We start from the raw sequence: 14,490 nt of genomic DNA on the forward strand, positions 1-14,490 counted from the left end.
GAGCGGGCGGCCGTCCCGAACCATTTTCAGTCGCCTCGGCGCCTCTCAGGTCGTCGTCGGCGAGGGTGCGGCGACGTTGGACGCCTCGAACCCTTCTCGATCATCAAGCATCGTTTATGCATGGACACGAGTCATCGATACGCCTACGCACGACAAGGAGAGCGCTCAGGCAAGTCGCTGACCCGTTCGCGCCAAGGGGAATCGGGACCAAGCGATTTCGCGCTACTCCTCATCGCCGTGGCCGCCGCCGGGGCCAGTCAGACGGGCGTCCTTGCCTTTCTTCCTGATCTCGTCCGGGAGGGCCTCGGTGAATCAACTGTCGATTCACAAGGCTTCCACACTGCCGGACTGGCAGCCGCTCATCCCGTGGGTGCCTTGCTGCTGGCGCCATTGTGGGGCTGGCTTGCTGACCGCTACGACTATCGCATCCTGCTGCGCACCACGCTCGTCATCCTCGCGCTGGCGACAACCGCGACCGGAGCAACACCACTGGCATGGTTGTATGTGCTGCGCGCGCTGGCTGGCGCCTGCTCCGCTGCCATCATCCCTTTGGCGCTACTTGCAGCCAGTCTCGGTGCCGGCGATAGGGGCACTCAAGCGAGAAGATTCACCTGGCTGACAGCCTTCGTCTTTCTAGGCGACATGTTGGGTCCACTGTTCGGTGAGCTTTCGACGCGCTTCCTGCCAACCCTGCCTCTGGCGATGGTCGCTTTGATCATCGGACTCACCGCAGGGTTAATGCTTTTTGCTTGCCTGCCACCACGCTCGACGGGCTATCGCGCCGAGGCCTGCGGGAACCGGCCGACACCAGCCGGAGCGCTTGGACTGCTAACCCTCACGCTGCTGGGCACGAGCGGCCTCGCCGTTCTTCATATGGTATTGCTCGTGCCTGGCAGTCAACTCATTCTCTCGCGAGAGCACGTGGCAGGGATGCTTGCTCTTTGTGGTTTTGCGATGCTCGCCGCCCAACTCTTCCACGTCTACTTTCCCTGGTTGATTGCGAGCCCTAGAGCGCTGGCCTTCCTGATGCTGACGCTGTTCAGCACCTCCCTGCTCTTGTTTCCGATGGCAAGGAGCCCGGTCGCAATTGCGGTTCTTGTTGCAATGGCCGGCTGGGCCGGCGCCAGCCTGCGGCTGTTAACCAGCCTCTGGATCGGTGGCGAAGGAACACCTTCCGGAGCGAGGCTCGGTCTGCAGCAATCGGCTACCAGCCTGGGACCGGCACTGGCACCGCTCGCCGTCGCCGTCATCAGCGCGGACAGGCAGTTTGTCATCGTCTGGGCACTGGCCCTGTCTTCGCTCATGATGACACTCGGCCTTTCACGACTCTGGCCAGAACGAGGTGCCCGATTCTGCAGTTGTCCTCGCCATTGATCCTTGGCGAGTCAGTTGGGAACGCGCGGCATGGATTGGCTTCGGCAGGGCGCAGCGGCAGCCCTCGATATGGCGAAGTCTGAAGGAGGCGATGCGGCATCAAGCCTTCCCAATAATCAAGCAGGCCGCTTATACGTGCCGATGAAGGGCGTGCGTCTCAACCATCGGCCAGCGGCAAAAGGATGATGAACTTGGTCATCCTCTCGTCGGACAATACGCTGACCGACCCGCCATGCGCCTCGACGATGGACTTGACGATGGCCAACCCCAGGCCGGCGCCTTCACCCTTCCTGTGCGCGGCATGATCCACCCGATAGAAGCGATTGAATATTCGCGAGAGCTCCTCGGTCGGGATCTTCTCACCGGGGTTCTCCACGCTGATCACGACGTCCCGATCGTTCTGCATGAATCTCACCGTGATCGTTCGGCCGTTGGGTGTATATCGGATCGCATTGGAGATCAGGTTGCTGAGGGCCCGACGCAGCATCTCCCGGTCGCCACGAACCGGAACGCTCTGACCGCGAACCTCGAGTTTCACGCCCCGTTCCTCGACCAGGGCCTCGAAGTACTCGAACAACCCCTGGATGGCGTCCTTCAAGTTCACGCTCTCCAGATTCAGGTTTCCCGGATCGTTCTCGGTCTGCGCAAGGAAGAGCATGTCGTTGATCGTGCGGTTCAGCCGCCCGAACTCTTCCAGGTTGGAGTAGAGAATCTCCCGATACTCATCGGCCGATCGGGCCTGGCCGAGCACCACCTCCGTTTGCGTCATCAAGTTGGTGACGGGCGTGCGCAACTCGTGGGCGATGTCGGCGGAGAAATTCGCCAACTGTTCGAAACCGTCTTCGATGCGCCCCAACATGTCGTTGAACGAGGCGATGGTTTCCTCCAGCTCGATCGGGACGGACTTGGGATCCAACCGCAGATACAGTTTCGAGGAGGTGATGGCGCGAATCTTTTCATTGGCCCTGCGGATCGGAATGAGCCCCCATCGGACAGCGAACCAGGCCACCAGGATCGCGATGCACATGACCACGCAAATGGTCCACCATTGGATGCGCTGGAAGCTCTTGATGAAGTCGAGATGGCCGCCGATATCCATGGCCACCGCAATCGTGTAGACCTCGCCCAGGTCGGCGTCGCCGCCAGCAACAACAACGCCACCACGATAGGATTTGCCGTCCTCCTCCCAGATCGTCATGCTGTGCTTTCCCCTGAGAGGGACGGGAGGCACGCGCTGGGCGAAGCTCGCCATGTCCGGGCCATCCTTCGGGGCATAGAGCGTCTTTCCGGCGGCGTCGGCGACAAAGTAGTAAACGCCGTGATGCCCTCGAACGGCACGGCGCAGGGCCTGTTCATCGCTTCCGTCGCGCACCTCTCCCAATGCCCGGATGACCGAACTGGAGATCACGCCCAGTTCCTCCTCGTCCATCTCGGCGAAATGCCGCTCCAGCGATCGCACGCTGATCCAGTTGAAGATCAGGAACACCACCACCATCGCGATGCCGACCAGCCCGGTCACCCGCGACGAGAGCGACGCCGGGCGGCGAAGAAATGCGAGCCTGTCAGGCATCCGGGATGTCCAGCGTGTACCCCATGCCGCGCACGGTCTGGATGAGCTTGGGCTCGTAGCTGTCGTCTATCTTGGCGCGCAACCGCCGGATTGCGACGTCGATGACATTGGTGTCGCTGTCGAAATTCATGTCCCAGACTTGCGAGGCGATCAGCGAACGCGGCAGCACTTCACCTTGGCGTCGTGCCAGTAGTTCGAGCAAGGCGAATTCCTTGCTGGTCAGGGTGATACGGTGCCCGGCCCGGATGGCGCGCCGGCGCGCAAGGTCCAGCTCCAGATCGGCGATCTGAATGCGGTCGTGAGGCGCGGGCGAGCCTCCCCTGCGCAACAGGGTCCGCACGCGTGCAAGCAGCTCCGAGAACGCGAATGGTTTGATCAGGTAGTCATCGGCCCCCAGTTCCAGCCCTTGGACGCGATCGTCGACACTGCTGCGGGCGGTCAGGAAAAGCACCGGAACCTGGTTGCCGGTGGCGCGAATGGACTGCAGGACCTTCCGCCCATCAATGCCCGGGAGCATGACGTCGAGCACGATCAGGTCGTAGTGCTCGGTCGTGGCCAAGTGCAGGCCATCGGGCCCATCGCGCGCCAAGTCGACAACGAACCCGGCCTCGGTAAGCCCTTGGCGTACGTAGTCCGCAGTCTTGTGCTCGTCTTCGACAACCAGAAGTTTCATCGTAAGTCCACGCATGCGCCGGTTCGGCGCCTCTGGCCCGTCAGGACGCGGTTCCTGAGATTGCCCTTCACTGTAGCGAGGCAAAGCTGCCACGAAGGTGACTGAAAAATTACATGATTGTAATCGACGCGTAACTGGCCCGACAGCGCGCCATTCCTACGATCGGCATGTCGTCATGGCCGTCCCATCGACCGTCAAACACACCCTCTGGAGCGTCGAGATGAGCGGAATCCCTGGTCGGAAGCGAGGAGCGTGGCGCAGCCCGGCTGTCCTCACCCTGTGCGTCTTTCTCTTCATTGCGGGGCTCTTCCTGTGGCTGGAGCATCGGGCGCACCTGCTCGGGGCGCTCCCCCTTTTGCTGCCTCTGCTGATCTGCGTCGGCATGCATTTCTTCATGCACCGCGGTCATGGCGGTCATGGCGCGCACGATGACCATCGCAAGGAGGGCGATCGCGATGGTCGGTGACCCGCCTGCCTATGGGCTCTGGTTCCTGGCCCTGGTGAACGCCGGCATCTTCATCCTGTTTGCCCTGAGCTTCTTCAAGCCGGCGACGGCCCGCGACTGGCGCTCGCTTGGTGCCTTCTCGGCCTTCATCGTCGCGCTGTTCGTGGAGATGTACGGTTTCCCGCTGACGCTCTACCTGCTGGCGGGCTGGCTGGGCAATCGCTTTCCCGGGCTGGACCCCCTGTCCCACGACGCGGGCCATATCTGGCCCGCACTTTTCGGCTGGTCCGGAGATCCCCACCTCAATCCATTCCACCTGTTGAGCTATGTCCTGATCGGTGCCGGATTCTGGCTGATCGCCTCCGCCTGGCGAGTGCTGCACGAGGCTCAGCGCGCCGGCGCCCTTGCCACGACCGGGCCCTACGCCCACGTGCGACATCCGCAGTACGTGGGCTTCGTCCTTGTGCTGATCGGATTTTTCCTGCAGTGGCCCACCCTGGTGACGGGCGTGATGCTGCCGATCCTGCTCGTCATGTACTGGCGGCTCGCCAAGCAGGAGGAACGCGAGATCGAGACGGCGTTCGGGGATCAGTATCGACGCTACGCGAGCGATGTGCCGGCCTTCCTGCCGCGGCTCGGTCGCCTGTTCAAAACCAAAGAAGGCCAGATCGAATGAATCCCCATGATCCGCACGCGCAGCATCATCACGATCACGGCAATCACGCCCATTCTCCGTCGCCGCCGGCCAAAGCCGTGGTGAGCGCTGCGGGCTCCACTCACGCCGGACATTCCGGGCATGCCGGCCACGACCACGGTGCCATGGTCGCCGACTTCCGCAGGCGCTTCTGGGTCACGCTGCTGCTGACTCCGTTCGTCCTCGCGCTGTCGCCCATGATCCAGCACGCCCTGGGCCTGGGCGAGGTGCTGGCCTTCCGCGGCGATCGTTACGTCCTGTTCGCCTTGTCGACCGTGGCCTATCTCTATGGCGGCTGGCCGTTCCTGGTCGGCGTCGTCTCCGAACTGCGCAAGCGCCAGCCCGGCATGATGACGCTGATCGCGTTGGCCATCTCGGCGGCCTACGTCTTCTCGGTGGCCGTGACCTTCGGCTTTCCGGGCCAGGAGTTCTACTGGGAGCTGGTGACGCTGATCGCAATCATGCTGCTGGGCCACTGGGTCGAGATGCGCTCGGTCATGGGCGCGTCGCGCGCCCTGGAGGAGCTGGTCAAACTGCTGCCCGACAGCGCCACCCGCATCGACGCCGATGGCAGCCTGCGCGACGTGCCGATCAGTGCGCTGCAGCCGGGCGACCGCGTGATCGTTCGTCCCGGCGCCAAGGTGCCGGTGGACGGCGAGATCACCGAGGGTTCCTCGGGCTTCAACGAAGCCATGCTCACCGGCGAATCCCGCCCGGTCACCAAAAGCGTCGGTGCCACCGCGATCGGCGGGGCCATCAACGGCGCGAACGCCGTCACCATCCGCGTCACGGCCACGGGCGATGCGACGTATCTGTCGCAGGTGATCGAGCTGGTCAAGAAGGCGCAGCAGACCCGATCGCGCACGCAGGACATCGCCAACCGCGCCGCGGCCTGGCTGACCTACATCGCCCTGGCCGTGGGCGTCGGTACGCTGCTGGTCTGGTGGCTGGTGCTCGACGCGCCGCTCAATTTCGCCATCGAGCGCATGGTCACCGTCATGGTCGTCGCCTGCCCGCACGCGCTGGGACTGGCGGTGCCCCTGGTGGTCGCGGTCAGCACGTCGCTGAGCGCGAGCAACGGCCTGCTGATCCGTGACCGGGCGGCGTTCGAGCGCGCGCGCCGACTGGATGCCGTCGTGTTCGACAAGACGGGCACGCTGACCGAGGGGCGCTTCGGGGTCAGCGACATCGTGTTGCTGCAGGAGGGCGACGAGCGTCAGGAGCTGGCCTTCGCCGCGGCGGCGGAGAGCCAGTCGGAGCACCCCATCGCCCATGGCATCGTGGCCGAGGCCAAGCGCCGCGACATCGCCATCCCCAAGGCCAGTGAAGTGAGCAACATCACCGGCGAAGGCATCGTCGCCGTCGTCGGCGATGTGCGCGTGCGCATCGTCAGCCCGGGCCACCTGGCCCGCCAGGGCAACGCCATCACCCACGAGCGGCTTGGACAGCTCGAATCCGCGGGAAAGACCGTCGTCGTGCTCGAACGCGACGGCCAGGCGCGCGCGCTCTTCGCGCTCGCCGATATCGTACGGCCGGAGTCCAAGGAGGCCATCGCGGAATTGACCCGGTTGGGGATTCGCTCGGTGATGCTGACGGGCGATGCACGGGGCGTGGCCGAATCGGTGTCCAAGGAACTCGGGATCTCCGAGTACTTCGCCGAGGTGCTGCCCGACCAGAAATCCGAGAAGATCCGGGAGCTGCAGGCACGCGGCCTGTCGGTGGCCATGGTGGGCGACGGCGTGAACGATGCCCCGGCACTGGTCCAGGCCGACCTGGGCGTGGCCATCGGCGCGGGCACGGACGTGGCCGTGGAGTCGGCCGACGTCGTGCTCGTGCGCAGCGATCCGCGCGACGTGGGCGCGATCCTCGGCCTGTCGCGCGCCACCTACCGCAAGATGGTGCAGAACCTGATCTGGGCGACCGGCTACAACACCATCGCGGTGCCGATGGCCGCCGGCATCACCTTCGGGACGGGCTTCCTGATGACGCCCGCCATCGCTGCCGTCTTCATGTCGGCCAGCACGGTGATCGTCGCCATCAATGCCCAACTCCTTCGTTTCTACAGGCGGCACGCATGACCGCGATGGCGTCCTCCGATCGACTGATCTTGCCGCTTCCGGGCAACGACGCATTCGCCCGCCAACTGGCCGCCGCCGGAAAGTGGGAACTGGGGACGCTGGAAACCCGCCGGTTTCCCGACGGCGAAAGCTACGTGCGCATCGCCGCCGACGTGGCGGACAAGTCCGTGGTTCTCGTGCAGACACTGGCGCAGCCGGATCCCGGCTTCCTGTCGCTGGTGTTTGCGGCCGATGCCGCCCGTGACCTGGGTGCCCGCGAGGTGACCCTGGTGGCGCCTTACCTGGCCTACATGCGGCAAGATCGCCGGTTCCACCCGGGAGAAGCGATTACGTCCCGCAGCTTCGCCCGTCTCGTGTCGTCGAGCTTCGACCGCCTGGTCACGGTCGATCCCCATCTACATCGCTACCCGGCGCTGTCGGCACTCTACACCGTGCCAGCCGACACACTGCACGCCGCGCCGCTACTGGCCGACTGGATCGCCGCCGAGGTGGAGAGCCCTTTGGTGATCGGTCCGGACGAAGAAAGCGAGCAATGGGTGGCCGCCATTGCCCAGCGCATCGGCGCCCCCCACGCGGTCCTGCGCAAGATCCGCCACGGCGATCGCAACGTCGAGGTCGCGGTGTCCGACCTGTCCGCCTGGCATGGTCGTCAACCGGTGCTGGTCGATGACATTGCCTCCTCCGGCCGCACGCTGGTCGAAGCCGCCCGGCAGTTGCCTCAGCAGGGCTTTGTGGCGCCCATCGTTGCCGTGGTGCATGCCATCTTCGCCGAAGACGCCTACCAGCAGCTCACGCCGCTGTGCAGCCGTATCGTCTCCACCGATGCCGTGCGGCATGAGAGCAATGCGATCGCGCTGGCGCCACTGATCGCGCTTGCGCTGGCCGCGGACAAGGAGGGCGCGACGAACCTGGTGCGTCATCGTCGCTCGCCCGAGCCGCTCGACGAGGTGGACCGGGCGAGTATCGATTCTTTCCCGGCCAGCGATCCTCCCGCCTGGACGAGCGGCCACACTTGATGCGTCGCTTCGATGGCCCCCCGGCCGACATCGCTGCATTCACACCCTGAGGATTCCGATCTTGAAGCTCACCTCATTCGGCGGTGCCGGCACCGTCACCGGCTCCAAGCATCTGCTGAGCCACAATGGAAAGCACATCCTGGTCGACTGCGGCCTGTTCCAGGGCCTGAAGAACCTGCGCGAGCTGAACTGGGAGCCATTGCCGGTCGCGCCGAAGGCACTCGACGCGGTGGTATTGACGCACGCGCACCTGGACCACTCCGGCTACCTGCCCAAGCTCGTGCGTGATGGCTTTCGCGGACGCATCTACGCCACCGCCGCAACCCGCGACCTGGCCGAACTGATCCTCAAGGACAGCGGCCACCTGCAGGAAAAGGATGCCGAGTACGCCAATCGAAAGGGTTTCAGCAAGCACAAGCCCGCGCTGCCACTGTATACAGTGCAGGATGCCGAGCGCGCGCTCAAGCAGTTCTCCAACGTACCATTCGGCAAGCCGGTCTCGCTTGCCGACGGCGCGACACTGACTTTCCGCTATGCCGGACATATCCTGGGCGCCGCCACGGCGGAGATCGACTGGCGTGGCAAGCGCATCGTGTTCTCCGGCGACTTGGGTCGCTACGACGACCCGATGCTGTTCGATCCGCAGCCCGTGGCCGAAGCCGACTACGTGGTGATCGAGTCCACCTACGGCAACCGGACCCATGCGCCGAGCGACGCGGCCGAAGCCCTCGGGGCCGTCATCGAAAAGACGGTCGGCCGCGGCGGCACGGTGGTCATTCCCGCCTTCGCGGTGGGCCGCGCGCAACTCCTGCTCTACTACCTGTGGAAGCTGCGCCAGGCCGGACGCCTGGGTTCGGTGCCCATCTATCTGGACAGTCCGATGGCGATCAACGCCAGCGAACTGCTGTGCGACCATCTGGCCGACCACCGATTGCCTGCGGAGATCTGCCATGCCGCCTGCGGGATCGCCACCTACACCCGCGAGGTGGAGGAATCCAAGCGGATCACCGCCAGTCAATTCCCCAAGGTCGTCATCTCAGCCAGCGGCATGGCGACCGGCGGTCGCGTGCTTCACCACCTCGCCGCCTTCGCGCCGAAACGCGAGAACACCATCCTGTTCGCCGGCTATCAGGCTGCCGGGACTCGCGGCCAAGCCATGCTGCAGGGCGCGCGCGAGGTCAGGATCCACGGGCAATGGGTGCCGGTGAATGCGCAGGTCGTCAACCTGCCGGAACTGTCCGCACACGCCGACGCCAATGAACTGATGCGCTGGCTCTCCGGCTTCCGGCACGCGCCCTCGCGCGTCTTCGTCGTGCACGGGGAACCGGATGCCTCCGAGGCGCTGCGCGTGCGCATCGACAAGGAAACCGGCTGGCCCGTATCGGTCCCCCGGCTTGGTCAGGTGTTCGAGCTGTGACCGGGACTGCCGACCAGACCGCCAATGCGCCGCCGACCCTGCGCGCCCGGCGCCTGGGCCTGCATTCCCAGCACCAAGCGATCGCGGTCATGCGAACCGATTGCCATGTCTGCCGCGCCGAAGGTCTGAGCTCCCGCTCCCAGGTCCTGCTCTCGGCGGGGGGGCGACAGGTCCTGGCGATGCTTTATCAGGCCGATGGCGATCTGGTGGCGCCCGGCGAGGCGGCGCTGTCCGAGTCCGCGTGGGAACGCTTGGGCGTCGCGGAGGGCACGCCCATCAAGGTCTCCCATGCGCCGAGCCTGGACTCCCTGGCAAACGTGCGACGACGCATCTATGGCCACCGGCTCGATGCGGCCGCCCTGCAGGCGGTCGTCGAGGACGTCACCGCGGGACGCTACACGGACGTGCACCTGGCCGCATTCCTGACCGCCAGTGCGGCCCTGCCGCTGGATGAGCAGGAGACCGTCGACCTGACCGCAGCGATGGTCGACGTCGGGGACCGCCTGGCGTGGAACGTGCCGGTGGTCGTGGACAAGCACTGCATTGGTGGACTGCCGGGCAACCGGACCACGCCTATCGTGGTCGCGATCGTCGCAGCCAACGGTCTGGTGATGCCCAAGACGTCCTCGCGCGCCATCACCTCGCCGGCCGGCACCGCGGACACCATGGAGACACTGGCACCCGTCGATCTCGACCTGGCCACGATCCAGCGCGTGGTGGACCAGGAAGGCGGCTGCATCGTCTGGGGCGGCGCCGTGCATCTCAGTCCTGCCGACGACATCTTCGTGCGGGTGGAGCGGGAACTGGACGTGGACACCGAGGGGCAGCTGATCGCCTCCGTGCTGTCCAAGAAGATCGCGGCAGGGTCCAGCCACGTCGTGCTCGACATCCCGGTCGGACCGACCGCCAAAGTCCGCACCGAGGAAGCCGCACGCCGGCTGGGGGATCGGCTGGTCGCGGTCGCCGCGCACTTTGGCCTGGCCGCGACGTGCATCCGCACCGATGGCAGCCAACCGGTTGGCCGGGGCATCGGTCCTGCGCTCGAAGCGCACGACATTCTCGCCGTCCTGCAGAACCGGCCGATATGCCCGCCGATTTGCGGAACCGGGCCGCCGTGCTCGCCGGTGCCGCGCTCGAGATCGGCGGCGCGGCAGAGGCGGGAGCAGGCCATGCCCTGGCCTTGGCTACCTTGGCCGACGGGCGGGCGTGGACGAAATTCCAGCGCATCTGCCAGGCCCAGGGAGGCATGCGCGAGCCGCCCAGGGCCTTGCACGTGCGGCCTCTGACCGCCGGGCGTGCAGGGCGAATCGTCCAGATCAACAACCGCAAGATCTCCCAGCTCGCCAAGCTGGCCGGTGCGCCGGAGGCCAAGGCCGCCGGCGTGACCATGGACGTCATGCTCGGGGACGAAGTCGCCAGCGGACAGCCGCTGCTTCGGTTGCACGCCGACACCGTGGGTGAACTGGCCTATGCCATGGAGTACGCGTCCCGGAACCCGGACATCATCGAGATCGCGACTTGAGACGTTGCTGCAGTACTTCCATTGGAGGCGAAGATGCGCCCACGTGAAACCCGGACCCGTTCAACGAAGCGCGCTGCGGGCAGATCAAGGTGGAAGGCGAGCGCCTGCCGGAAGCAGCGCTCAAGATGACCGGCCTCTGATCTGAAGGGCCGGCGTCGCCGCCAGGCCGTCGCGGAGTGGCGGTGACGGCGTTTCGATGGCCGGCAGTGGGTGGCGGCAGACGATGCCGGGGCATCATCGCCGGGAAGAATACGGGCATGGCTTTCATCTCCAATGCCGAATCCGTGACCGTCCTGATCGTGGATGCCGACCGGCATCCACGACGGCATGGGTCGGAACCCGGCTCGGACATCGCCACCTATCTCGCACGCCACAACACGGACGTCGTGGTCGACCGGATCGCCTCGGACGGCTCGCCTGTCGCAGAAGCGATCCTAGAAGAAGGTAGCGCTTGGCCCCACCCCTGCCATCTTTCCAGCCCCGAGAGCTTCGTCAGAACCAGAAGCGCAGGCCGATCACCCACCGGTTGTCGGTTCTGGAATGACTGCTAAGCCCGCGCAGGTCCGACGTCTTGCCGAAACTCCATTCGCGCTCGAGTCCCACGTAGGGCGCGAACTGCCGCGTGATCTCGTAACGCAAGCGGACGCCTCCCTCCACGGTACTCAGGCCCGCACCGATGACTTCCTCCGGATCGGTCTGCCCGAACCAATTGGCTTCGAGCCCCCAATTGGCGATCAACCGGTTGGTGAACAACATCTCATACTCGACCTCGACGATGGCCGCCGTCTCGCCGCCCTCTCCGACGTAGCCCGTTGCCGAGACCTCGAACTTGTAGGGCGCCAGACCCTGGACGCCGAACGCGGCCCAGTTGCGCGGCGTTCCGCCTCCACCGAAGTCACCTAAATCCCGGCGCACGCCGACCACGGCATCCCACCAGGGACGGATCGCGCGGCCGTACAAGGCTTCAATCCGCCCGCGCTGCAGGCTTTCGTCCAGCGCGTGACCCTTGGTTCGCAACCAGAGGCGGTTGAGGTCGCTGCCGACCCAACCGATCCCCTCCCAGGCGATCTCCCTGCCTTCATCCGTGTTCGCCCCTTCCAACTGGTCCATGAGCCAGAACGAGTTCAGGCTGGTGCCGTGCTTGTGGTAATCCTTCAGCAACGGGAACGCCGCCGAGCGATCGGCATCGGTGAGAGGAGGGATGGGTTCGCGTGGCAGGGCGGGGTTCCCCATCTCGGAATGGTCCATCTCGGAATGGTCCATCTGGGAGTGGTCGACCTGCGGACGGTCCTGTTGTCCATGATCCATCTGCGCGTGGTCGTCACCACTGCCGGCGTGCTCGGAATGGGTCTCCTGCGAACGCTTCGAATGATCCATGCCGGCATGGGGAGGCTGCGTCGTCGCATCTTCTTCCTGCCGGTCCGTCGTCGCACTTGACGTCGCAGGCTGGCCATGTCCGGCGTGCTGCGCGTAGGCGCCGACAGGGAGCGACAGGACGACGGCCAGCCCAGCCCACAGCATCGTTTTCGTTGGGCTCCTCATTCTTCGACCCTCACTTCCCGGAACATGCCCGATTCCATGTGGAAGAAGAGATGGCAGTGGTAGGCCCAACGCCCGAGCGCATCGGCCCGGACTCGGTAGCTGCGCTTCGTGCCCGGAGGCATGTCCACGGTGTGCTTGCGCAGATGGAAGTTGCCCTGTTCGTCTTCCAGGTCGCTCCACAGGCCGTGCAGGTGAATCGGATGCGCCATCATGGTGTCGTTCACCAGCACGATGCGCATGCGCTCGCCGTAGTTGAGGCGCAGCGGCTCGGCATCGGCGAACTTGATCCCGTCGAACGACCAGGCGAAACGCTCCATGTGCCCGGTCAGGTGCAGTTCGACCGTGCGGCCAGGCTCGCGCCCGTCGGGATCCGGGAACAGGCTCTTCAGGTCGGCATACGTCGCCACCTTGCGGCCGTTCCCGCGCAGGCCGATGCCCGGATCGGACAGTCGCGGCGCCGGCGTCATGGTCTGCATGTCGACCAGGGGGTTGCCGGTCTCGCTGGCCGGGTGCGCCTGCATCTGCATGCCTCCGGCCGGCGCGCCCTGCATGGCCGTGGCCGAGGCGCCGTGGCCGGCATGTGGATCGACAGATGCTGCGGCACCATGGCCAGCGTGTGGATCCGAAGCCGGTGTGGCGCCATGCCCGGCATGCGGATCGGCGGCGGCCGGCGTCGCGCCGTGTCCCGAATGCGCGGCGTGGTCGCCGTGTCCCATGTCGGCCATGGTCAGCAGCGGACGCGGATCGACCGCCGGCACCGGTGCACGCAGCCCTTCACGCACCGCCAGCGTGCCGCTGACGTAGCCGGTACGGGCACTGTCCTGGGCAAAGAGGGTGAAGGCGTCCTGGCCGGTCGGTTCGACGATCACGTCGAAGGTCTCGGCGGTGGCGATGCGGATCTCGTCCACCGTCAGCGGATGGACGTACTGGCCGTCGACCTCGACCACCGTCATCTTCAGGCCCGGGATGCGCACATCGAAGTAGCTCATCGCCGAGCCGTTGATGAAGCGCAGCCGGATCTTCTCGCCGCTGCGGAACAGGCCGGTCCAGTTGCCCAGCGAAGTGGTGCCGTTCATCAGGTAGGTGTAGGTGTGCGCGTTGACGTCCGACAGGTCGGTGGGCGTCATCCGCATGCGGCCCCAGGCCGCGCGGTCGCTCAGGGTCGCACGCAGCCCGTCGTTGCTTACGTCGCGGAAGAAGTCCCCTACCGTCCGCTGGTAGTAGTTGTCGTACGCCGACAACTTCTTCAGGCGGGCGAACAGACGCGCAGGATCCATGTCGGTCCAGTCGGACAGGAACACCACGTAGTCGCGGTCGTAGGAGAACGGCTCGGGTGCGATGGGATCGATGATCAGCGGCCCGTACATGCCGCCCTGTTCCTGGAAGCCGGAGTGGCTGTGGTACCAGTAGGTGCCGCCCTGGCGAACATCGAACTCGTACAGGTAGCTCTCGCCGCGGCCGATGCCATCGAAGCTGAGACCGGGCACACCATCCATGTTCGCCGGCAGCAGGATGCCGTGCCAGTGGATCGACGTGGAGTCACCGTGGATCGAGCCTGGGGGCAGGTCGTTGCGGACCCGCAGCTGCACCCGCGTGCCTTCGCGCCAGCGCAGGATCGGTGCGGGCACCGAACCGTTGACGGTGATGGCGGGCCGCGTCTTGCCCGTGTAGTTGACCGCGGTCTCGCCCACGCTCAGGTCAAACTGCGTGCCGGCGAGAACTTCGAGCTGGCCCGGAGAGCGTAGTGCCCAGCTTTGCTTCGGCCACAGCCCCAGGCCCAGCACCGCACCCCCCGCCGCCAACCCTTGAACGAACTGCCTTCGGGAAAGCAGGCGTTGTTCTTCGACGTTCGCACCTGAAGGTCTGGATCGCATGCATGATCTCCTATGATCGGTAGGGGCTGGCCGCAAGGGCGCCCGGTTCATCGCCACGATCCAGGCGATGGGAACCCGCGACGCCGGAGACGCCATCGTGGGGACGGATGCCGTTCAGCGTGCGCAAGACGAGCGCCGCGGCAGTGGCCGGAATTCCCAATGGATAAGGGACTCAGGAATCATGCAACGGTCGGGATCGAGCACATGGCCATGAAACTCGCGTCATCACGGCCAGCTTAGGAGGAGGTCACTTTCGCCGGGATGACCCGTCCATTACATTCCCGT

10 protein-coding genes and 1 pseudogene are annotated in these 14,490 nt (G+C 65.5%); 7 read left to right on the plus strand and 4 right to left on the minus strand.

The window, feature by feature from the left end; genetic code table 11:
* The first annotated feature begins 120 nt into the window (after window positions 1-120).
* A complete protein-coding gene (locus AC3WUM_RS01510; RefSeq protein ID WP_377005452.1) occupies window positions 121-1,374 on the plus strand; it encodes an MFS transporter in 1,254 nt (417 codons plus the stop codon).
* Window positions 1,375-1,531: 157 nt separating this feature from the next.
* Here AC3WUM_RS01510 and AC3WUM_RS01515 read toward each other — a convergent pair whose 3' ends face one another.
* Together AC3WUM_RS01515 and AC3WUM_RS01520 are read right to left on the minus strand one after the other, a co-directional pair.
* Window positions 1,532-2,944, minus strand: coding sequence for a Cu(+)/Ag(+) sensor histidine kinase (locus AC3WUM_RS01515; protein WP_492408291.1), 1,413 nt, complete (start codon window positions 2,942-2,944; stop codon window positions 1,532-1,534).
* A complete protein-coding gene (locus AC3WUM_RS01520) occupies window positions 2,937-3,617 on the minus strand; it encodes a heavy metal response regulator transcription factor (protein WP_014159598.1) in 681 nt (226 codons plus the stop codon). Before AC3WUM_RS01520 ends, AC3WUM_RS01515 begins: the two co-directional genes overlap by 8 nt.
* Window positions 3,618-3,837: 220 nt before the next feature.
* On the opposite strand from AC3WUM_RS01520, the gene AC3WUM_RS01525 reads away from it, so the two are divergent.
* From AC3WUM_RS01525 to AC3WUM_RS01550, 6 genes and pseudogenes are all read left to right on the plus strand, one after another.
* Window positions 3,838-4,083 carry a DUF2933 domain-containing protein gene (locus AC3WUM_RS01525; protein ID WP_492408935.1) on the plus strand — a complete coding sequence of 82 codons (246 nt, stop codon included), beginning with the start codon at window positions 3,838-3,840 and terminating at the stop codon, window positions 4,081-4,083.
* Window positions 4,073-4,738 (plus strand): methyltransferase family protein, encoded by a 666-nt coding sequence (locus AC3WUM_RS01530; RefSeq protein WP_492408936.1) that lies wholly within the window; start codon window positions 4,073-4,075, stop codon window positions 4,736-4,738. Before AC3WUM_RS01525 ends, AC3WUM_RS01530 begins: the two co-directional genes overlap by 11 nt.
* Window positions 4,735-6,834 (plus strand): heavy metal translocating P-type ATPase, encoded by a 2,100-nt coding sequence (locus AC3WUM_RS01535; protein ID WP_492408292.1) that lies wholly within the window; start codon window positions 4,735-4,737, stop codon window positions 6,832-6,834. The genes AC3WUM_RS01530 and AC3WUM_RS01535 overlap by 4 nt, the downstream gene beginning before the upstream one ends.
* Window positions 6,831-7,850, plus strand: coding sequence for a ribose-phosphate pyrophosphokinase (locus tag AC3WUM_RS01540; protein WP_492408293.1), 1,020 nt, complete (start codon window positions 6,831-6,833; stop codon window positions 7,848-7,850). The genes AC3WUM_RS01535 and AC3WUM_RS01540 overlap by 4 nt, the downstream gene beginning before the upstream one ends.
* A gap of 58 nt (window positions 7,851-7,908) precedes the next feature.
* Entirely contained in the window at window positions 7,909-9,267 is a 1,359-nt protein-coding gene (locus tag AC3WUM_RS01545; protein ID WP_492408937.1) for an MBL fold metallo-hydrolase RNA specificity domain-containing protein, read from the plus strand.
* Between the two features lie 89 nt (window positions 9,268-9,356).
* Window positions 9,357-10,789, plus strand: a pseudogene (locus AC3WUM_RS01550) (thymidine phosphorylase family protein).
* A gap of 492 nt (window positions 10,790-11,281) precedes the next feature.
* On the opposite strand, the gene AC3WUM_RS01555 reads toward AC3WUM_RS01550, so the two are convergent.
* Both AC3WUM_RS01555 and AC3WUM_RS01560 read right to left on the minus strand, forming a co-directional pair.
* The gene (locus AC3WUM_RS01555) at window positions 11,282-12,310 is read right to left on the minus strand and encodes a copper resistance protein B (protein ID WP_492408294.1); all 1,029 of its coding nucleotides are present in this window, start codon (window positions 12,308-12,310) and stop codon (window positions 11,282-11,284) included.
* A 17-nt stretch (window positions 12,311-12,327) separates the two neighbouring features.
* Window positions 12,328-14,205: a copper resistance system multicopper oxidase gene (locus AC3WUM_RS01560; protein WP_492408295.1), complete on the minus strand. Its 1,878-nt coding sequence runs from the start codon at window positions 14,203-14,205 to the stop codon at window positions 12,328-12,330.
* Window positions 14,206-14,490 lie beyond the last annotated feature (285 nt).

The organism is Hydrocarboniphaga sp. FW305-C-57 (genome assembly GCF_058783045.1).